The 22,217-nt window shown below is 38.6% G+C and carries 16 protein-coding genes and 1 CRISPR repeat array; all 16 genes read right to left on the bottom strand.

From position 1 onward, the window contains the following. Positions 1–141 precede the first annotated feature (141 nt). Positions 142–690 carry a tRNA 5-(aminomethyl)-2-thiouridylate-methyltransferase MnmM gene (gene mnmM, locus G7Y32_RS01930; RefSeq protein WP_165209908.1) on the bottom strand — a complete coding sequence of 183 codons (549 nt, stop codon included), beginning with the start codon at positions 688–690 and terminating at the stop codon, positions 142–144. 37 nt (positions 691–727) lie between these two features. Further along, complete coding sequence (gene gloB, locus G7Y32_RS01925) at positions 728–1,429, bottom strand: hydroxyacylglutathione hydrolase (RefSeq protein ID WP_165209906.1); 702 nt, start codon at positions 1,427–1,429, stop codon at positions 728–730. Between the two features lie 127 nt (positions 1,430–1,556). After that, positions 1,557–2,003, bottom strand: a complete 447-nt coding sequence (locus G7Y32_RS01920; protein ID WP_165209903.1) for a hypothetical protein — start codon at positions 2,001–2,003, stop codon at positions 1,557–1,559. Between the two features lie 55 nt (positions 2,004–2,058). Continuing rightward, the gene (mnmL, locus tag G7Y32_RS01915; RefSeq protein ID WP_165209901.1) at positions 2,059–2,991 is read right to left on the bottom strand and encodes a tRNA modification radical SAM protein MnmL/YtqA; all 933 of its coding nucleotides are present in this window, start codon (positions 2,989–2,991) and stop codon (positions 2,059–2,061) included. Between the two features lie 280 nt (positions 2,992–3,271). Next, complete coding sequence (locus G7Y32_RS01910) at positions 3,272–4,618, bottom strand: MFS transporter (protein WP_165209898.1); 1,347 nt, start codon at positions 4,616–4,618, stop codon at positions 3,272–3,274. Between the two features lie 712 nt (positions 4,619–5,330). Further along, on the bottom strand, positions 5,331–8,036 hold the full coding sequence (locus tag G7Y32_RS01905; RefSeq protein ID WP_206221345.1) for a TOTE conflict system archaeo-eukaryotic primase domain-containing protein: 2,706 nt from the start codon (positions 8,034–8,036) through the stop codon (positions 5,331–5,333). Positions 8,037–8,675: 639 nt separating this feature from the next. Continuing rightward, complete coding sequence (locus G7Y32_RS01900; RefSeq protein ID WP_165209896.1) at positions 8,676–10,349, bottom strand: SWIM zinc finger family protein; 1,674 nt, start codon at positions 10,347–10,349, stop codon at positions 8,676–8,678. Positions 10,350–11,089: 740 nt separating this feature from the next. Beyond that, a CRISPR array of direct repeats spans positions 11,090–11,452; the repeat unit is 33 nt; unit sequence AATTTCAATCCACGCACCCGTGTGGGGTGCGAC. A 147-nt stretch (positions 11,453–11,599) separates the two neighbouring features. After that, complete coding sequence (gene cas2, locus G7Y32_RS01895; RefSeq protein ID WP_165209893.1) at positions 11,600–11,893, bottom strand: CRISPR-associated endonuclease Cas2; 294 nt, start codon at positions 11,891–11,893, stop codon at positions 11,600–11,602. 10 nt (positions 11,894–11,903) lie between these two features. Next, positions 11,904–12,929, bottom strand: a complete 1,026-nt coding sequence (gene cas1c / locus G7Y32_RS01890) for a type I-C CRISPR-associated endonuclease Cas1c (protein ID WP_165209890.1) — start codon at positions 12,927–12,929, stop codon at positions 11,904–11,906. Next, positions 12,926–13,597 carry a CRISPR-associated protein Cas4 gene (gene cas4 / locus G7Y32_RS01885; RefSeq protein WP_165209887.1) on the bottom strand — a complete coding sequence of 224 codons (672 nt, stop codon included), beginning with the start codon at positions 13,595–13,597 and terminating at the stop codon, positions 12,926–12,928. Before cas4 ends, cas1c begins: the two co-directional genes overlap by 4 nt. 1 nt (position 13,598) lies before the next feature. Beyond that, complete coding sequence (gene cas7c / locus G7Y32_RS01880) at positions 13,599–14,447, bottom strand: type I-C CRISPR-associated protein Cas7/Csd2 (RefSeq protein WP_165209884.1); 849 nt, start codon at positions 14,445–14,447, stop codon at positions 13,599–13,601. Positions 14,448–14,450: 3 nt separating this feature from the next. Further along, the gene (gene cas8c / locus G7Y32_RS01875) at positions 14,451–16,328 is read right to left on the bottom strand and encodes a type I-C CRISPR-associated protein Cas8c/Csd1 (RefSeq protein WP_165209882.1); all 1,878 of its coding nucleotides are present in this window, start codon (positions 16,326–16,328) and stop codon (positions 14,451–14,453) included. Next, positions 16,328–17,056 carry a type I-C CRISPR-associated protein Cas5c gene (gene cas5c, locus G7Y32_RS01870; RefSeq protein ID WP_165209879.1) on the bottom strand — a complete coding sequence of 243 codons (729 nt, stop codon included), beginning with the start codon at positions 17,054–17,056 and terminating at the stop codon, positions 16,328–16,330. Before cas5c ends, cas8c begins: the two co-directional genes overlap by 1 nt. A 238-nt stretch (positions 17,057–17,294) precedes the next feature. Next, positions 17,295–19,694 carry a CRISPR-associated helicase Cas3' gene (cas3, locus tag G7Y32_RS01865; RefSeq protein WP_165209877.1) on the bottom strand — a complete coding sequence of 800 codons (2,400 nt, stop codon included), beginning with the start codon at positions 19,692–19,694 and terminating at the stop codon, positions 17,295–17,297. Between the two features lie 242 nt (positions 19,695–19,936). Next, positions 19,937–20,920, bottom strand: coding sequence for a WYL domain-containing protein (locus G7Y32_RS01860; RefSeq protein WP_165209874.1), 984 nt, complete (start codon positions 20,918–20,920; stop codon positions 19,937–19,939). Between the two features lie 77 nt (positions 20,921–20,997). Then, positions 20,998–22,050, bottom strand: coding sequence for a DUF8462 domain-containing protein (locus tag G7Y32_RS01855; protein ID WP_165209872.1), 1,053 nt, complete (start codon positions 22,048–22,050; stop codon positions 20,998–21,000). Positions 22,051–22,217: the final 167 nt, after the last annotated feature.

The raw sequence follows: 22,217 nt of genomic DNA, 5'->3' as shown, positions 1-22,217 counted from the left end.
TTTCAATTATAAATGAGCTTACGCTAAATTTCCAAGCTTCAATAGCCTGACAAAAGAAAATCAAGAATAGATAAGGCATCACAGTGCTTTGGTAAGCTGAAGCCAACGGCCTATCGTTTTGCTTTTCAAAGAGGGATTGCTTTATTTCAACTTCTCCACCATGACTAAAAAAGGCGGGGTATTGACCTGATTAAGAGGCTGATAGAGCATGGCTGTGAAGCGGTGCTGATCCAGCTGACGGACATAGTCTAAGACAGCGTCCTTTTCCTGATCGCCGCCATCGTGACCATAGTAAATCATGATGGATAAGCGGCCGCCAACTTCTAGGCGCTCTAAAATCTTTCCAATAGCACTCAAGGTTGTATCAGGTTTGGTGATAACTGATTTGTCCGCACTAGGCAGATATCCCAGATTGAAAATAGCTGCGCGGATAGGCTCAGATACATAAGTATCCACTTTTTCATGGCCATCTAGGATCAGCTGGGCATTGGTCAGGTTTTGGTGCGCCAAGCGTTCCCGCGTCTTCTCAAGGGCCTGTTCCTGAATATCAAAAGCGTAAACCTTTTTAGACAGATTAGCCAAAAAGGCGGTGTCATTACCATTTCCCATGGTCGCATCGACCGCGATACTGTCCTTGTCTAACACCTCTAGCAAAAAATCATGGGAGAGCTGAATAGGGCGTTTGATCATAAAAGTTTCCTTACCTGTTCGTTCTTGGTATGTTTTTCTAAAAATTATCCTTCAAGTTTCTCAATCTTGTAAATTCTTGGACATCCTTGGCCATGAGAAAAAGATTGATCTGTTTTTCTACTCCTATAGTAGATGGCAGGCTTGGAAGGCCTTGCTCGACAAGAGCTTTCGTCTTGTCATAATAGTTTTTGACAAAAGCGTCTGTCGTTTGTGTCAGGGCAAATTGTAAATTGGTCAGGGTGTATTCATGGCCTGCATAAACCTTAACATCATCCGCTAAATTTCTGAAGAAGACCATGGACTTGTACTGAGCCTCATAGTCTCCTGTAAAGACTCTGCCGCATCCCGCTGAGAAAAGCGCGTCACCAGACAGGAGGTGCTGCTTATCTACAAGATAAGAAATGTGGTCTTCCGTATGGCCTCCCGTTAAAAAGACCTCTATTTGAGACCCATAGAGTTCAATGGTGTCGCCGTCTTTCAGGACAGTGTCTACCAAATGACTGACTTCTTTGGGCCCATAAGTTTTGGCGTTAGGATATTGGGCTACAATCTCACCCATGCCATCGACATGGTCAGCATGAACATGAGTGATTAAGATAGCACCTGCTTTGAGATTGTTTTCTTCTAAATAATCCAAGACTGGCTTGGCCTCTCCGGGGTCAACGATAATAGCTTCGTCCCCCTGAGACCATACCCAAATGTAATTATCGGCTAAGGCTGGTATTGCATTGAGTTTCATAAATTTCTCCTAATTTGTTCTTACTTTTGGCATAGTTTATGGTTCACATTCTGCGGTTAACCTCATAAGCACGGTTCCTTATCAGGTGCAAAAGGGGAATAGACAAACCATTTCCCTTATTTAAGATTTAACGATAGTATAATTGCACTAAGGCACTCACGAAATAAATAACAAAGTAGAAATAATGAAGGGGTAAATTCCATTTGAGATAATTCTGTCTCATATCAGTTGATATTGGCTTACCGCTATTGATGGCCTCTTCACTTTTTGCAAAGCCTGTCACATGATGGCAAACCAGTAATACCATTAGAGGAATAATCCCCAATACACGAACGGTTACTAAAGGGCTGCTTACTAAAAGAGACATTAACCCTAAGAAAAACTGCAAGCTGACAAATATACGATAGAGGCTGGCAACTGCAGTATTCCGTCTAAATTGGCTGTAAAAATGTGAAAAACCTTGATCTAGCTCTTGGTGCAATAAATAATTAAAATAAGCACCCAATGTGACCGAATAGGACAGCATAAACCCAGCAATCACAGCCGTCAGCAACAGTGTTAAATCGTAGAACATAAGCCTTCCCCACATCTTATCCTTTGCAGTACTAATCTCATAAAATAAGTTCGTTCTAGGCTCTTACCTCTGCCCTACACCCCTGTACACTCCCCCGTCGTTCCATTTCTTGGTCGATAGCATTGAGGACTTCCCACTTATTAAGGCTCCACATGGGGCCGATGAGCATATCGCGCGGGGCATCGCCTGTGATGCGGTGAATGATGATATCCTTAGGGATAATCTCCAGCTGGTCGCAAATGATAGAGACATACTCCTCTTGACTGAGGAGTTTGAGGCGTCCTTCATGGTAGTCGCGCTGCATGCGGGTATTGGTCATGAGGTGGAGGAGATGGAGCTTGACTCCATTGATATCATTATCCCGCACCAGACGGCGGACATTCTCCACCATCATCTCATGCGTTTCTCCGGGCAGACCATTGATGAGGTGGGAGACGATTTCTACCTTGGGAGCTAGCTCCCGCACGCGCTTGACAATATCGATATAGAGCTGGTAGCTGTGAGCACGGTTGATCAGCTCGGAAGTTTTCTCGTAAGTCGTTTGCAGTCCTAGCTCAAGCGTGACGTGCATACGCTCTGAGAGCTCAGCTAGGTAGAGAATGGTTTCATCTGGCAGACAGTCAGGGCGCGTCCCAATATTGACACCAACGACACCCGGCTCATTGATAGCCTGCTCATAGCGCTCACGAATGACTTCGACCTTGTCATGCGTGTTGGTATAATTTTGAAAATAAACGAGGTATTTATTAACATCTGGCCACTTGCGGTGCATGAAGTCGATTTCCTTATAAAACTGCTCGCGAATGGGTGCTTCTGGTGCCACAATGGCATCCCCTGAACCCGATACGGTGCAAAAAGTACAGCCGCCATGAGCGACCGTACCATCCCGATTGGGACAGTCAAATCCTGCGTCAATCGGCAACTTAAAAATCTTTTCGCCAAACAACTGACGGTAATAGTCATTGACAGTATTGTAACGTTTTTTCATACCTCTTATTATAGCACTTTCATCTTTGAGACAAAAATCTATTAACAAGCCTCATTCCTTTTCAAAAGAATTGCGCAAACAGTCTGCTTAAACAGCACTTGAATTCAGTTCGTTGCTGCAAGGGACTAAAAAGAGAGGCAGGACAGAAAAATGCCCCGCCTCCTCTGTTTTTAAAGTTTGATAGCATAGATGACAAATACTAAATATCCAGCCTCTCACATGCCATCAGGCATTGATATGTACCCAATTAAATCTGCTCTATTTTTCAGTATTAACCCAACTAATGATTGGCCAAAGCTTTCCTCATTCGAGCTTCATGGATCATGATGTAGATCAGTAAAAATACCGCTAAGATGCAGGCACCGTAAAGGACAGTATCACTGGCTACCCAGCCAAATTTCGCAACTAAAATACCAATCAGGGCGGTTGCTAAGGTTTCACCAAATATATATTGGAAAAAGCCCATGAAGCCTGTCGAGGAACCGACGGCAAATTTAGGCACGACTTCATTGACCATCAGCCCTACCAATGTTAGGGGAGCATAAATTAGAGTCCCCATAATAAAGAGAACAACAACAATCAAGGTAGCATTTTTACTATAGAAATAAGTCGTTAAACAAATCAGTAATCCTATAACACTCGCTAAACAGACCAAGGCACGGCGATTTTTTAGAGAATCAGAAATTGCTCCTAGGAGAATCACACCAGGTACAGAGGCTAACTCAAAAATACCAACCAACCATTTGGAAAAGCTAGGCTCAAAGCCCTTTGACTGAACCAAATAACTAGGAATCCAAGACATGACGCCGTAGCGAACAATATAGAGGGACATTGAGGTTAATGTTACAGCCCAGACCATAGGATTTTTTAAAATATATTGGACAAAAATTTTCCAAAGCTGAAGGTCTGTTAAGTCATCCGCAGCTGCTTCTCCGCTCTCTAAAACAACCGCATCACCTGTATATTCAGCAATAGAAGGAAGTCCCACCGCAGCAGGTCTTTCCGAACCAGCCCAAAGCACAAAAGCTGCTATTAAGAAAGAAACAACTGAGGCTGTGTAAAAGACGGCTGTGATAGAGCCTGAAAAAAGGAAACTGGCGATCTGGACGACTGCAACACAGCAAAAAGCACCCGCATTATGAGCCGAGGACCAGATGGAAAAAATGGTTCCACGCCAGCGCCTGCCCCACCAAAGTTGGATGGTTCGCTGACAGGCCGCTGCTCCCATGCCCTGAGCGATTGACATCACCAGCATGAGCACCATCATGACATAAAAATTGCGCGTTGACCCCAGACCTAGATTAAGAAGAGCCGAAATGATCAATCCAGTTGCTAAATAGCGGATGGTATTACTTTTATCACTGAGGGCTCCCATAAAAAGCTTTGAAATGCCATAGCCTACGCCAAAACAAGACAAAACAAGACCAATCTGAGCGGTTGTATAACCGTAGACCTTCATAATATCATTTTGCTCGGTGGTGAAGATCAAACGAATAATATAATAGCCAATATAGCCTAAGCACAGTGCGGCTAAAACGCCAATCTGGTGCCAGCGATAGCTGCGGGCTATTTTTTCAGCAGGAACTTTTTCTGTAGCATCAGGTGACGGTTGCAAAAATGAAAACATAAGCTGCCTCCTATAAGATAACTAGGGGCCGATTCGCTTTAGCGAAAATGTTCGACAGGAAAATGAGGGAACGGCGCCATGTGCTGGCACACAAGGAGTGTTCTCTGTTCCTCGAGGAAATTAGGCCCGTGTCCGTTTCATCACGCGAAAGTGTCAGTCCTTATCCCCTAATCAGGGATAATCAGAGTTTTAGGATTTCACCCTCTAGGATGTATGCGCATTCATTATAGTGCTTACTAATTCGTTTTTCAACAAAGCATGAGCAAAAATTACACAAACGAAAACATTCTATTTTTTCTAAAAAGGGAGTGGCATCAACCTAAAAATTGAAAATTTCGGTCCTCACCACGTCCTGATTTTAAGGTGGCGACCTGAAATGATCTAAAACGATCCCCAGACCGTTTTTGACACTTGCTCTGCAAACTTCATTTCCCGATTAAAAGGTCTCTCAGACCTTTTTACCCCACTCCCGAGCAGTTAGCTAGTTTTTCCGCTTTGGCCTTGTGGCAAAGGGGAAATCAGCCAACCACTGCGCCAAAATTTTATTACAAAACAACAAGACTGGACGAGTTTTTTGCCCATCTTCACAAGATAAGCCAATGTTACAGGGTGTTCTGTTCCTCGAGATATTGTTTAACCATCACCTGTTCTGCGTTAAACTGTTCTATCTAAAATAGTTAACACGAAACAGAACATTCATCCTAGTCTCTTCTCACCTTTTCTTATCTATTTCAGTTAAAAATTCTCTAGCAATTGTTTGGCTTTCCAGTCTCAATAAATTCATATCGTTTTTAAAATTGTCAGCTAATGGCGAAAGACTGCCATACCATACGATATTTTCATCAATGACTAACAAATTCGTTGAAAATTTTTCGTCTATTAGACTTACTCTTACCATTTTTTGTTCGAAGCCTTTTAACCATAAAGCTAGGCGGTGTTCCTTAGGAATTTGGAATTCTAGCTTTTTCCCCGATAAAAGTCGCAGTAAGTCATATACCTTACGAGAGGTAAAAGAATTTATTCTTAGTAAAATACTTGACTGCAACTCTTGTAAGTCTTCTTTAAATACTTTTTCATAGGAAGATGCATCGAATAGACTTTGTTCCCTCTTATCTCCTTCTAGTTGATAAGCCATCTTTTTATAAGCAACTTGCCGCTTTTGATACATTTTTTCAAGGTAAGGGATGTAAATATCAAGATAATCAAAAATCTTTACTTTATCTTTCCCTTTATATGGACGATGCAATCTTCCAGCATATTGGATAAGATTATTTTTCCAAGATAAAGGAGCCCCTAAAATAAGAGTATCCAATTTTGGTAAATCAAATCCTTCACCAATAAATTTGCCAGTTGATAAAAGGACAAATGCTTGATTGTCGTCTAAACCGTTAATTTTTTCCAAATTTTTTTGCACATCTTTTCTCTTTGTTCTACCACTCAAATAAAAAACATGCATCAACTGTTTTTGCTGAAGTAATTCTCTTAAATGTTCGATATGTTCGACACGATTGACAAGTACCAGAATTTTTCTTCCCTCTTGATAGGACCGATAGATGTCTTGAGCAATCATTTTATTCCGGGTGACATCTTCAGCAATCCATCGGTTGAGTTCTGAAAAATTCGTATTTTTAGATTTTTCAATATCTAGTTTCCCAAAAGACGTTAAATGAAGCGTAAGGTACTTCTCAAAATTACTGTCTTCTTTATCTGCAATATGTAAGATATCACCGATTCTCTGAAAAACAATAGGTTCATGCCCATTCTTGCGTTCCGGTGTTGCTGTTAAGCCGTAAAGGTACTGGCCTGAAAACTGAGCAACGACTTTCTCAAACTGGCGAGCAGTTACGTGATGACATTCATCTACAATCATCATCCCATAGGAGCTAAGAAATTTATCAATATTATCATGCTTAAAAAGCAATTGAATCATAACAACATCAACAAGTCCGCTTGTCCATTTTTTAGCAGCTTGGTATTGTCCGATATGACCGATCCGCTCTTCCCGTCCAGATGGTGTATAGCGCACAGCTTCATCTTCTTCAAAATAGAGGAAAGTAGAAAGTCTATCTAGCCATTGCTCTAATAGTTGACGATTATGAACCAAAATAATCGCTCTCTTTTGGAGGCGGGCAATCAAAGCCGCTCCTAAAACAGTTTTTCCAAATCCTGTTTCTGCGCATAGAAGACCGTTCTCCTTGTTCACCATGTCAGCTAAAGCTACCTCTTGTTCAAGCCGCAATTGACCTGTAAAGGATACCCGTATGGTCTCCTGACGCAGGCGCTCATCAGATACATTGACTTGTTCAAATTCTTGTTTTATCCGTGTCAGTAATCCTCTCGGAAGCCTCAGCTCCTTATCGTTTTCCTCAAAAAGATAAATGCGTTCTGGTGTTTGGTAGGTTGGTTGCCTAGTTGCTTGCTTTAGATAAAACTCTGGATTAGGAAACGATGCTAAGTTTTTAAGAAAGTAAGCAGTTTTAGTTGACAATGTTGATTTATCAATTTTCAAAACATTTGATAAGCTAAGAGACAGTTCTTTGCTATCCTTTTTTGATTCATTTTCTATAGTTAGCACGTTTTCCAACTGTTTTGAACTTATCCTATTAACATCTTGTAAGTACTTCCACTGATTTTCATAAGGTTTAAAATCACGATCAACGAATACAGTCCGCCCTTCCTTATAACTGTCTCCTTGCAAAGGTAAAGCAATCAAGTTTCCAAAACCACCTTTAGGAAGAAGATCCTGATTAGGAAACATACGATCAAAAGAAGAAAATGAAATAGATTTAGACTCCTGCATGGCTAGTTTTATTATGGTCTTTCCAAAATCTCGAGCTTGTTTACAAGGAATGTCATTGTCAAAGAAAAACCAGACATGGGCACCATTTCCTGAACGAGAAATTTCTACATAAGCTTCTACGCCTTGCTGATCAGCCGCTTGTCTTACAGCCGTTACTGCATCACGCCAATCTTTCTTATCAAAATCAATAGCTAAAAAAGAGCAGGTGTACGATTGGCTGATAGGGAAGAGGCCGATTCTGTTATTGCCGCGCAAATGATTTTTCAGTACCTCATCTGTTAAAGGAGCATAGGTCCTTTTTTCAGGAGGAAGATTGCGCCAACCATAGTGATAAGAAGGATAATACTGAATGTTCCCCTCTTGGTTAATATAGGATTTAGCATAGACATCTCTGCGCCCCTTGAAAAGAGAAAAATATAATTGCAGTTTTTGATGAGTCGTAAGCTGTGAATACTGGAGTGCAAAGTCGGCTTGTAGCTGGTTATCGTTAATAAGAAATCTTTCCTTGTTATCTTGATATTCCAACACATTCAGCTGCTCATCGCTCTTATAATATGGAAAACGGGCAAGCTGTTTAACCTGCCTGCCCGTGGATTTTTCGTAATATACAGCCGTCATTAACATCTCCTCCTCATCACTCTTCAATCACTCTAATACCATACCTGTGATACCAATCTCGTGCAATCTTGACATCGTCTTGCTCTTGAAAAGCTTACCACGTTTCTTCTAAATCAAAGGAATACAAGCAGCTCTCTGAAGCACCTAAAAGCACCACGCCCTTGTACTGCTTTTGTTAAGGATTCTTGAGCTTTCCCTGATGGCAACTGTTCAATAAAATCCGCCATCATTTTATAGTCGTCAATATCAAATTGGCTTGGCAAAGGAATATACTCATTAATTGTTCCTTTAACTCTATTGTCATTAATCCGTAAAAGGCTATCAGACTGCCTATTAAATAGTACTGAAACTCCCAATCAGCCATATAAAAACACTCTTTAACATCTGATAACTTAAGAGGCATTACCACTAGGCTTCATCAAGATACGAGACTACTCAAAGAGTCCAATGAACTATTCAAGGTGGTCAATAAGGTTTGCGGACAATGATCATTGAAAGGCCTAAGGGAAGTTGCTCAATGAAACTTCATAAACAGTCAATTTTCTCTTTTAGCCCTTGCTGCTTTCTTATTTTTAGGCAACAAGCTGCACTAGCCTATCTCCAAGCTGCTAGACTCCATAGGAGCATAGAGTACCCCCATTAAAACCCAGCCTGACGTAGTTCTTCTAACAGGGCACGCTTACGAGGATAAGTCTCCTTCCAATTATGGACTATTTTACTGCCGATCACTTGACCATCAGGGTAGGTGGCTATCTTTTTTAAGTAGTCAGCCAAAAGTCTATAGGTCTTCCGATCAGAGGCTGACATTATCATTTTCGACACCTCTTTAACGTAAGCATCCCTGACTGGGATTGGAAATAAATTTTTTAACGTTTGTTCATACTGATCAAGGTAATAGTGTCGCTGAAAAGGTATAGATAGAATGGCATCCAGCAGCTGACGATATAAGCCTTCTTTGTCTAACAGCGCTAAACGTCCCCTTATGCTCATCTGAGACAGTAAACGCGAACGATAGTCTAGCCATTCGTCGTGACTGGAGACCTCTTTTAGTTCTCCAATCTTATCTAAGTTATCTTCATCATATTCCAAGACATATTTAACCAGCTCATCCTTATAATCTTTACCAGCCCCTTGCTTCTGATAAATAGCCATTAAAAGCTCGCTGTGACGAAGCACCAGCCCCTTATAATGATTATCCAAGATTTTACTCTCTTTAAGGATGGCAACAGCACGATCTAATCGCTGTTCAGACAAGGCTTTATGAGCCGCTGCCATACGAACCTGTGGGATAAACCAATAGTCTTTTTGGTAAGATTCAATGGCTTCTTGACTATAACCAAGATCCTCCATCAGTGTCAAGCGTTTTACCACGAAATCCTCAAATTGATAAGAAGGATACCGTGAGTCATTATCAACTTGTCGTTCCTCCAGATGAGCAATAGCTTGATCCAGAGCCACTAGTTTTTCTTCCAGATACTCTGATGTCTGAAAGTGTTTCTCCAAAAAGTCTTGAATCCATTCTTGTGCAAAGCCACCGTCCAAATGATTAAGCTGATACTGATTAAACCAGATGAACATCTCCTGTCTGAAATCGCTGTCAGCCTGATGATAGATCTGCTCCCAAAGCTGGGAACAATAGTTGAAGAGTTCTCCTATAATCCCACCATTTTCAATTTGCTGTTTGTCAATTTCTACAAATACTAAGCAAAGCAATTCGAATGCTTCTCTATTAAACTGCTTTTGAATTAAATTTAAAATTTTCTGGTTGAGAAAGTTAACAACATCATGTTTATAGCTTTTTCCTTTAGGCCAATCAATATAACCATACCGGTCGCTGTATTTATTAGCCAAGAACGTAAATTCGGCCTTTAAATGGGCAATCTGCTTTTGACCAATCTTGTTACTGTAGCGCGTCACAAGTAACATTTCAAGTGATTGATCTGTTTGACATAAATAAGACAGAGCATCTCGTAACTCTTCTTCCGTCAGCTGCGCAATTAGTTCAGATGTAGCATTAGTCTCTTCTACGTCTAAACTCTTGATTTCAGTATCATCGCCGATAGCGTATAAAACCGCAGCCATGTGTTTGCAATTATGCCCTTCTAAGGCATAAGGACAGTCGCACCACATTTGCCCCAGAGTATCATTATCAATTTCTAGAATAACTTCGTAATCTTCATTCCCAGACACAGAGGCGCGATACCCCCTTGAAGTTTTGATCAAACCACAAACACAGCCAGCTTGATAATAATCAAATCCCTTATCCAATATCTTATTTGAAAATTGGTCAAACCACATTGTGTCATTCGTCATAAAACTCCTACTCATCTTTATCGTATTCAGGGTATTATTCAAGCTTGCTTACCCTGCATCATCCGTGCTTTCCTTCCATTTTTTGCCATCATTATAGCAAAAAATACGGCTAAACACCGTATTTTTCTGTTAAGGATCTGGTGGAACATAGACTGGTTTTTGAGGTAGGGGGACAACGAAGCCGTACACTTGTAAATGATCCCGCCACCAAATTTCAATCTAGGCACCCGTATGGGGTGCGACTACCCAACTCAAAAAGGTTATCTCTTAATTTCAATTTCAATCCACGCACCCGTGTGTGGAGCGCGACAAAATTCTTCAATAACGCTTTGAGCCTTGCTATGGATTTCAATCCACGCACCCGTGTGGAGTGCGACTAAATCTAACGTAACAAAAACATCCCTCAAACTCTATTTCAATCCACGCACCCGTATGGGGTGCGACTGCAGAAGCTCCCATAGACCTGATGTCTTATTATATTTCAATCCACGCACCCGTATGAGGTGCGACCTTTTAAAAGCGCCTGCTCATAATCTTTTTGATAATTTCAATCCACGCACCCGTATGGGGTGCGACATTAGTTCCTACAGCTGTCCAGCCAAACGCTTTATTTCAATCCACGCACCCGTGTGGGGTGCGACAGCTATAAAATCGTCATAATCTTTCACAAATTTTTATTTCAATCCACGCACCCGTGGGGTGCGACCGAGAGGTTGTGCCACATATTCAACCCAAAGACTTCATTTCAATCCACGCACCCGTATGGGGTGCGACAGACCAAACAAAAAAGCAAAGGAAGCAAAAAAATATTTCAATCCACGCACCCGTGTGGGGTGCGACAGTATAGCCAATCAATAATTATAAATAAAAAAGAATTTCAATCCACGCACCCGTGTGGGGTGCGACAGTTCAGCGCCTAGTGAGCTACTACACAACTCCAATTTCAATCCACGCACCCGTGTGGGGTGCGACCTAAAGCAGAAGATAGGGTAGTACACTGGTTGAATTTCAATCCACGCACCCGTGTGGGGTGCGACGGATAATTATCGAGAATTAAAATCTGGCGCCCTAATTTCAATCCACGCACCCGTGTGGGGTGCGACGGCGCGTAGTTGCACCGTTTGGGGCTAAATGTTATTAGTCACTGATGGTATTTTATCAGTAAAAAACACTTTTTGCCACTCAGTTCTGTATTTTTGTGCGCGAGTGTCCTAGGTTTTGATGTGCAACCTAGGTTCGCACTCAAGTTTTTATAAAAGTAATATCCCCGCATCAGGGTCATAACTGTCGTTTCGACCAAGAGTTTCTACACGATTTTGCCAATTTTTGCCAAGAAGATAAAATCGTATACTATCTGATTCTTGGTCAATGATTGTCAACAGTTTATTTTTTATTTCGACAAATTCAGCCGGTGTCACAGAACATTCAAAGACTGAATGCTGCACGCGCTGACCATAATCGACACAGAGCTTCGCAACGTGACGGAGACGTTTCCTGCCTGCAGCAGTCTCTGTATTCACATCATAAGTCACTAAAACCATCATAAACTGACTCCTAAATTAAGAATGGCGGATAGGATTCCAATTCCCCACGAATTGCTTTAGTCAATAGCTGAGCTTGAACATAAGGCAAGAGCATTAACTTGACTTTTTCCTTAGTGAAAGGATGTTCAACTTCTGTATGCTTACGCTTCTGCCATGCTTCAATAAAAATAGCACGTCCTTTTTCTGTTAGAATAACACTGCCATTTTCTTTGATGTCCAAATGCTTTTTATTTAATTGCCCTTTGTTTATCAGCGAAAAAACAAATCTATCAACAATATAAGAACGAAATTCTTCCACCAAGTCCAGAGCTAGACTGGCACGACCCGGCCTATCTGTATGGTAAAATCCAACATAACTATCCAATCCAACCGCTTCTAAAGCCGATTGGCATTCGTAAGTCAGCAAACTATATCCAAATGACATCAGAGCATTGACGCAATCCTGTGGTGGCCTTCGTGTCCGACCGTTAAATTTAAAAGTTTCTTTATCCGTTAGAATTAATTCATTGAATGCCCTGAAGTACTGATTGGCTGCCTGGCCTTCAATTCCCAACAAAGTTTCCTTGTCGGGTGCAGATTGAATTTGCTCCAAAGCCCAAGTCAATTCTGTATTGATATCTTCAAATAATTGAGTGTCAATCTTATCACGATGATCACGCTTAAAACGAAGTAAATATTTTCTGGAATTAGATACCTTTGCCAAGATGAAGCGCTTAGCGTATTCCGTCGAAAGATCATGATCCGCTAAGCGATAATGCTCACGCCTGAGCAAAACATTGCCATTGGTCGGACCTACAAAACGACCGCAAAAACGACCTTGAGGAGTATGAAAAGAAAGGTTAATTTGATTTTTTGCACAAAGTTCAATCAAAGATGGTGAGGCGCCTAGGTATGAAAAACAAACAATACCGTCAATAATCCGATAAGGAAAACGACTAACAACCTTTCCCTCCTGTTTGACAACAATATTATCCCGCTCACGCGTTAAATAAAAGTTATCCTGTGTGAGATATAAAGTATTTAGCAATTTTTTCATAAACTATCCTCACTTGCTAAAGACTGTTTAATGTAATTGTCCACATTGCGAGACTTCTTACTTAGACGTGGTTTACAAATATCCACTAAAGAACACAAAGGGCAATTTTTAAAATACTCTGCCTTATCTATGATTTTATTATCATAATAATAATGCATTTGTTCAGCTAAATCAAAAACTTTTTGGCGCAATTCTTCAGTGATTTCAATTATCTTCTTTTGATTCACGCTATGGTAATAAAGACAGCCAGTCTCAATCTGACACCCAAAAGTTTCCTCAAGGCAAATAGTCTGCGCTACCAGCTGGACAATATCGCGAGTATCTCTTTTAGGTTTCCCTCGTTTATATTCAACAACACAGGGTAGCCACTTTCCTCGTTTGCCATTCAGAACAACACCATTGTCATTTTTATGAAATTCCACAACATCAAGAATGCCATAAAGACCAAGCATTTTTGATGAGACATGCATAGCTCGTGAAGTGATAACATCTTTTCGTTTTTCCTTAATATAGGGATTGTCTGCCTTTTGGTGCAAAATCTGCCCATGGGCTGTTGCTTCATTATCAGCCCATTGCTGCTCAATATGGATCAATCCCCATTGCCTTTTACAAAATTGGAAGTGCTGAATTCCCGATAACATCAGATAATCATTTTCTGAATAGACCATATTAAAGTCCTTCTAAGATATCAACTTTCAATCCTTTAGCTTCATAGTCTGCCAATTTTTCTTGGTTGAGATGGATACCATAGTCTTCATAACTATCTTTGTCCTGTTTTTCTTTATCGAATTCTAACAAGTCAAAGACACGCGCACTAGATACATTCCCCAGCTTACTGCTATGCGTAAACCAAAAAACATCACGCACACGCATTGACCCTTCAGGACGAGCCGATGACGCATCGTTTTCAAAAAGGCTAATAAGAGCTTGTTTAATTACTTCAGCATCTTCATCAGAAAATCCGGTTTTTTCAGCAAAATTAGGGTTAATAGACCCCTTGATGACATAGACACCGTATTCGACAAAGTGCTTGGTTCCCATGGTATCAGATGAACGGCCGTTTTCGTTTTTAGCTTCCATACCATTGGTACTGCGAGTGATTTGCAGACTGGAGATTACGATCGGCTCTAAGGTTTTCGCCATGCTGATGGAAACTGGCCCCCTTACACCGATTGATTTTTTCAAGTAAGTGAAGACTTGGCCAAAAGAACGAACATCTAACCATAATTGGTTAGCCCTTTCCTCAACTTCACTGTCAGGAGTTTTAGACGTAAACTGATTTGAAAAGCGTTTTTCTAAAGATTTGAATTCATCTTCGATACGGTCTCCTGCCTGTACAAATATAGACTGTCCCATATCTTGCATACGATTTCTGATTTTGCGCTTAATTGAAACATCACTCATCAAGCCATGACCTTTAGCATCTGTTCTTGGCATATTCCCTGATAAGGGATCTCCATTTGCATTAGCTTCTCTCACTTCAACGGTCACCATAAAATCAATTTTGTGTTCTAGCATATCTTATTCCTCGTTTTCTTTAGTTTGTTTAGTGTAATAAAATTGCTTTTCAGCATAGTAGCCAAAGATAAATTTATAGTCCAAAGGCTGTGTAAACTCTTTATAAGCATACATTGGTGTCAATAGTTGAATAATTTCTTTTCTTTCCTTATCCAATTTATGCCAAATACCAGGTTTATTCAACTTCAAAACTTCCTCATAAGGCTTAATTTTATTTTCTAAATGATTCATCATCTTGGCTGGTTGACCTGTATAGGCATTCCAATAACGCTCAGCATTCGTGATGCGTTCCTGGCTGCCACCATCTAAAGCATAGCGTTGCGCCTCGAACAGTTCATAAATGGCAAGCAAGCGTCCAAATAAATAAGAACGATCTGTTTCTTGGTGGTCTAACATTGGTGTAAATTCCTTTCCATATTGTTTATGTAAAATTCCAAGACTAACTTGTTGGACTTGGTACCAGTGTTTAGGATATCTTTGACGTTGTTTAATATTAGTCTCGAATTTTTTGACAATTGTATTTGGTAAAGGGCGTCCATCAATCAGAGCTGTTACTAATTGTTGATATTGATCGCTTTGAAAACTGTCATTATCCAATTCCAAATAACGTTCTCTGTCAACACCATAGGCAGCACTGATTATTTCATTAAAGGTAGGTACTTTTTTTCCTGAGTTAGTTCTTACTACCCAAGAATAATTTTCTTGCCACGTTTCCAAATTTTTCAACAACTGAGAAACTTTAAGTTGGCGGAAATATTTTAAAGCAATACGACCATTACTTGTTTTATTCAATATTGCAACATAGTAGGTTGCATCATTACCAAATAATTTTTGCCCCCTAATGAACGAAGAACCTATTTGTTTATTTTCTTCATTCGGTTTAATGGAAACCAGACTGTCTTCTTCGTCCTCATCATCTTCAAAAAAATCATTAAATACTGGCTTCACAATATCCAGTTGACTCTTGTTTGCTAAATCATCACTAAACCAATTTATGAGATACTGTGACGAACCTAGCCAAGTACTGCTGTTTTTATTTTCCAAGAGATACTTGATCATTAAATGAATTTTTTCAGAAGTTTCATAGCCAACGCTAAAAACATCTTCTCGCTCCTTAAAGCGCCCTTTATAGGCTTCTATTTTATTACTAACTGAAATAATTTTAGCATTCCCCATTAGTCCCCGATGTTTATTGGTAATCTGTTCTGTGCGTCCACTAATATTACAAGTTCCTAAATTATCTTGGTTGGCAGTTATAAACGAAATAAACGACTGATGTAGTGCCTTGTAGCTGGTCACTGATTCGTCTTTGAGGCTGTGAAATTGTACAATTGAAAATTCTAGGAAATAGGCTGATAAATCAATGGTTTTATCTTTTCCACTAGAATCAGGATAGGTAATTTTCAGGCCTTCTCTTCGATAATGCTCCCCAAATAAAGAATGAAGAATATTACTTAAAAAATCCGATTGAAGGATAAAATGCTGGACTTCCATTAAAAATTCTTTAACCTTACCTTCCTCACAATAATCAATCCAAGCAGTCAATTGCTTATGAAAATCATCATACTGTGACTGATTCACCTCTGAAACATAATAAGAAAGCTTATCAACAAGAGGATGGGGAGCAGGTTTGTTGCCTGATCTCGCGACAGAATCCGCAGTCACAGGAAAAATAATCATTTGGTTATTAGCCATGAATTCAGCCTTATAGAAGCTACCGTTCTGATCCAATTTGACTGTAATAATATTTTTCCCATTTGACTTTAAACTGGTATGATAAATCGGAAGCAAAACGGCCTCATTATCGCCCGTTTGTTGGTCAACTAAGCCTATTTCTTCTGCTTTTTCATAAGCATTTAAGAGAGAAGTAAAAAAATCCATTAATTTTCCCCTTTCTCCATGTCTTCATATTCATTGTATTCATCATCAGCTGACTTAATCTGGCCAGGCGCTTTAAAGGCATAACTAGACAGGGTATTTTCAATCTCACACTCAGACTGAGGCTTAAACTTAACCACTCCATTCTCCATCACTGTTTTGGTGAAATAAGATTTCAACGGCCTTGTTTTATCTATTGGATAGGCAAAAGAATGAAACATGATACCTAAATCAATAGTAATGCCATCGTAGTAAGAAGGGATAGTTTCATACTCTTCCTGACTAATTTCATCGACCAAACCCAAGCACTCCCTTGTGCCGAGAAAAATATCTCGTCGTCCTCCTTTTCGAATGGAGCGTTCCATAATAGCTTCGTGCTTATTAGGCAGCCTATCCTGAATTAAATCTTCACGATTTTCATTCCAAATAAAATGAAATTTTACAAGATACTCAACATCACTCAAATATGAAACATAGCTCAAATCTGCGCTGTAATCATGTAACAAAGCACGGACGCCATGCAACTCTGTCTGAATTTGATTGACAACCTTAACTTCCGTAACAACATTTGTGAATGTTGGCTTATGATAGATGTTATCAATTATTCCTTGCAAAGCTTGTCGCGTAGGTACAGAATACGATGATCTTTCTGAGCCTCCTTTAGTGGCCGGGTTTGTAAAGAGTCCCCGATCGCCACGAATTCTGACATAAAAATTTCTTGATCTGTACAAAGTTAAAACCTCCTTCTGTGATTTTATAAACCTATCTTAGCACTTGGAATTTCAAAAGTCAAAATTTTTATTCTATATTTAGTGTTTATGAAAAAAACAATTGATTTAAATAAATATTTTTATTATAATTTAAATTATCATAGTGTACCTATGTGGATTGAAATTATATTTAGTGATTATTTATATTGAATATCAGGTCAACGGAGTTCTCTACTAACTTTCGTTGGCCTGTTTTCATCTAAAACTGGAAACTGCCTGTTTCCAGTGTGATACCCTTTCTTTCATTATAATAACCCTCAGATAAAATATAAATTTGTTCATGAAGATAAGATTTTGTTGCTTCAAGTATTTGATCGTGCTCACGAACATTTACCGTATAAGGCTGCAATTCCTTTAGAAGGCCTTTTATAGCTTGATAGTCTTCAACAGATGGATAATCGGAGCCACATAACTCTTCCAAAACCAATAATTTTTCAATTGCATCGCCATAAGGAACTAATACACTTATAGTGTCATTATTTATCAAATTCATTTTTGAACCCGCAGTTTTAAAAGCTTGCTTTAACTTACCTTTAAACCTTGGCCTATTTTGATATTCGTTAATACTCAGATAATCATAAACAGATTCACTATCATGTTCCAAAGGATAGTCCATTGAATCTTGATTATTAGCATAATAATATTCAAAGAAATCACGATTTAAAAGAGAAGTATCAATGGGCGATGAAATCTTATGTAAAATATATTCTGTTGCGTCTTTCTTAGCTTTTATTTCTTTGAGTGATGAGATATTCTCCTCTTCATTTGTTAGATTAACTAAGGTAACTTGGCCCGTGTTACGCTTACCTTCACGATTACAACGTCCACTAGCTTGCACAATGGAATCAATTCCTGCGTAAGAGCGAATGACACGATTAAAATCGACATCAACACCTGCTTCAATTAGCTGTGTACTGATACAAATAATAGGTAGGTCATCTTTTAATTGCTGCTTCATTTCCGAAATGATATCTAATCTGTGCTGTGCACACATATTAGTTGACAGTTGATAAATTGGCCTCTCTGTCAGCTCTTCAAGTAGAGTATAAAATTTATCAACTGTCTTTTTAGTATTGAAAACTGCAAGGGTTGATTCATTATTCTCCAAAACAAAATCTACTAAATCTGATAGCTTTGAGTTTTGATCATTTTCATCAAATTTTCTAAGCTCCGTCCTTGAAAAGACTTCTTTTTCGTCACGTGTTAAATCAACAATATCAGTAGATTCATCATTTTTACCTCCATAAACAATTCTATGATTAATGGCGGCAGAATCATAGGCTGGCTGTGTAGCTGTACATAGAACAATGGTTGTATTCATCACTTTATTTAAAAAATTCATAGTGAGATTAAATAAAGTGGTCACTTCGATAGGCAAGGATTGCACCTCATCTAAAATCAAAACACTGTCAATAAGACTTGAGAAACGTCTGATATTAGATGACTTTGTTTTAAACAAGGTTTGAAAAAATTGCACCATTGATGTCAAGACAACCTGGCTATCCCAACTATCAATCAAATAGTCAGACATTAATGTTTCTTTTTCGTCATTATCATTAACCTGCCTAATAACATTAGAATGATGTTCTAATACACCTGCGTCACCAATTACTTTCCTAATTTCAGCGGCATTTTGCTCTAAAACAGATAAAAATGGTGTAATGTAGAAAAATTTAGTCTTATTTTGATTAACCATTTGGTGAAAGGCATATCTCATACTGAGATTCGTTTTACCCGCACCGGTCGGTAAATCTAAGCGATAGATACCTGTCGAATCGCTTTCTCCTCTATTTTTAACACGGTCCGCAATCTGTGTACGAATGACATTTAGTTTAGTCGTTGGGTGACTAAAACTGCGATATTTTTCCTCAATAGATTTTAGATAGGATTCATTTAGTTTTATTTTCTCACTTCGTTTTAAAGGATTAATGAGTAAACCATAAGCATTGATTGTGTCTAGAATATCAGCATTCTTTAATAATGATAGATATAGCCGTACAAAACATGATTGATAATAAGCTTCCTCACTGCTATCCCGACAGTCCAACTTTGACGTAGCTTCTTGATAATTTTCAAAGGCTTTTAAAATCAAATCATCTAAATCTTGATAGCCATAATCTTTCAATTTTAATTCTAAAAAGGTAGCATAATTTTTTACATCACTATCAAAATGATAATCTGACATCTGCTTAGTAATGCGATTTCTAAGTTTATTATAATTATATTGATTCGCTTCTTCATCATAGTAGTAAATATCAAACATACCATGATGGGCAGAAATGGCATAAGCAATAATATCGTTGAATTGTAAACGCGCTGCCTTGTCAACCCCCTTTGCAGAGAGACCTATTTTGATTTTTTCAAACAAATACTTAGCGCCAGCATAGGAATGGTCAACATGCATAGCGGGATTCTTGGTTAATTTATCTTGGAATTTTTGATCGGCTTTTCCTAGATCATGATAAAGGCCTAGCAAAAAAAGCAAATCTCCCTGCCCAATAGAGTCAGCATCTTCTCTTGCTTTGTTAGCTACATTAAAAGAATGTTCCTCTAATGACTGTTTCTTACCTGTTTCATCTTCATAATGTGCTAAAATCATTCATCCACCTCACAAACTACTTATATAAACAAATCGACACTTTAAATAAACAATATCGAAATGATTCGTATAGGCCTATATCCTTTCAACATCTAAAGTATATCAGAAAAATACATTAAATAAACATGTTTTTCGGCATCTTAGTTTAAATTACGTATTCTATATAACTTTTCCCTTAAAAATACAAATAGAAGCACATAAAATATGTACTTCTACTTGAATCTCAAAAAATATTTTCTGTATTAATCATAGTTATTTTTTATGCTTTTTATATCCAGAAATATAAAATCTCCATCAAAACGTTGAATATATTTCTGAAAGCCAAATAAACTCAGGGTTTCTATCTCATAGACAATACCATTTTCCAACTCATTAATGATTTTCAATTTTGGAATATCCGCTTCTAATACATCCCTAAATTTACCCGTATACTTAAACTGAATCTTCACCCATTTCTGATCAGAAAACATTGAGAAAGTCTGGTATCGAACTTGTTCATCCTTAATAAGACGTTTTTGCTCTTCTTCAGTTAGTGAAAAGGCAGAATTTACAGTAGACTTATGAATAGTTTTAAATCTATCCACCCGAAAATACCTTAATTCCTGCAGTTTATATTGACTCTTAAAATTCTCATCTAATTTGTAAGAAATGCAGTAAAAATAATGACTATCAAAAATAACAGAAATCGGCAAAACAATGTACTCTTCAATCTTGCTAGAGGGCTTTGCATAGCTAAAAGCTAGTGGACGCTGATCAACAATCGCATCAAAAATAGCGGAAATAATCGGCAAAATAGACTTATTAGATTCTCGATAAAACTTTAATTCCTGATAGCTATTGAGCTCAAACTGAGTTAATTTTTTAATTCTTGTACGTTCTTTATCATCAACTGCGCGTTCCACAAAAATATTAATGATTTCAGAGACTTCATCTTTTCGTAAGGCTCGGCTCTCCAATAAGATTTTTGAGAGAATGACTGCTTGATTATACTTTAAATTTCCATACCCTTGTTCATAGTCTGCATAATAGCATGCATATTTTCGTGAAAATTTGATATGCATGTTAGGACGCAATTCTTTTAAATTGGCTTTCAGTTCACTGATATCTTCCTTCATTGTTCGATCACTAATCTTGAACTTAGACAGATACGCATCCTTATTGATCTGATTTCCCTTTTCTAACTCAGACATAAAATAAAGTAATCGTTTCGTCTTTGACTCAGCCATATCATTTAACCTCGCTATTTCTTTTATACAAATTATTCTATTACCAACGGCCTAATTCATATCATAGTGTTATTGCTCTACTCCAACCCTTCATACTCTAGGATAAAGTCGCTTAGGCGGGGTAGCGTCAGGGAAATATAGCCATATTCTGACGTATCAATTAGACCTTTGCGTTTGAGGCGTTCACGATATACAGATAGAAGACTTGGGGTAAAATTGAGACTTTCTCTGAGATCCTTAACACGAGTCTTTGACTGCCTAGACAAGGCTTTCAAGACTTTTTTATCTTGACCTGAGAGTTCTGACCAGATCTTTTGATAAACATAACTCTGTAAGGCTTCATCGTAAGCTTCAAGCAAGGCTTTACGATTATCTAAATAGTTTCTATTTTTCCAGCAGAGATAACCTAAAGTTTGGAAAGCAAAGGAATAGCCAGCAGTCAGATTGGCCATATTGATTGCTTTTTCGTCGGTAAGATTAAAGATTTTACGATAACGCTTCTTGATAGAAATCTTATCCAGTGGAGCTAGATCCAGTCTAGGCGAACGGTAAAGAAAGGTAAGTGTGGCATCATTCTGCAACTCATAGATATTCTCATAAAGCCCCGTCATAAGTAGAAAAATAGGATAATCCTCACGTATCAAGAGCTGAAAGCTACTGGTGAAAATTTTAATATTTTCAGTCTTCGTTACTTCATCTATAGTGACAAGAACTTTCTTATCTAATAGTTTTACTTGAGCCAGCATCTTCTCCAACGCCACTTCAATATCATTGATCGGAGGCACATTCTCAATAGCAGCACCAATACCAAATAAAGTAAGATTAAACTTAGCTTTGATAAATAACTGATGGAGTTCGGGAATGTCATAAAGTTTGGCAACTAAACTTTTAAGTAAGTCGCGATTAGGATTAAGATTGATAACAATCCAGTCACCGGACTCCTTTAAACTATTAGCAATAGCCGTCATGGTTACTGTCTTACCCGATCCGCGTACACCGGTTATAAGATAGGATTGGGAGGCGGAATTCTCTTCATTAAAGTCATTTATAACCGATTGAATCTCAGATGTTCGAGAAATGAAGGTATGAGGGCGTTTTCCAAAGCCCAATGTAAAAGGATTAGCTGCCATCTAAATTCTCCTTATATTAAGATATTAAGCGACCCAAAGAAATTTAGGACGCCTACGGATCAAGCGAAATAGAAAAATCTTCCCTTTTTGCACAATTCGCTACTGATATTTAATTATATAACTTTTTATTTCGTATATAACTTTATATAACTTTCACTTTATTATAT

It is taken from the genome of Streptococcus tangpeifui, from assembly GCF_011038795.1.
Lineage (GTDB): Bacteria > Bacillota > Bacilli > Lactobacillales > Streptococcaceae > Streptococcus > Streptococcus tangpeifui.
The sequence above is the reverse complement of the archived record's forward strand: the minus strand, read 5'-3'. Positions and strand labels throughout refer to the sequence as shown.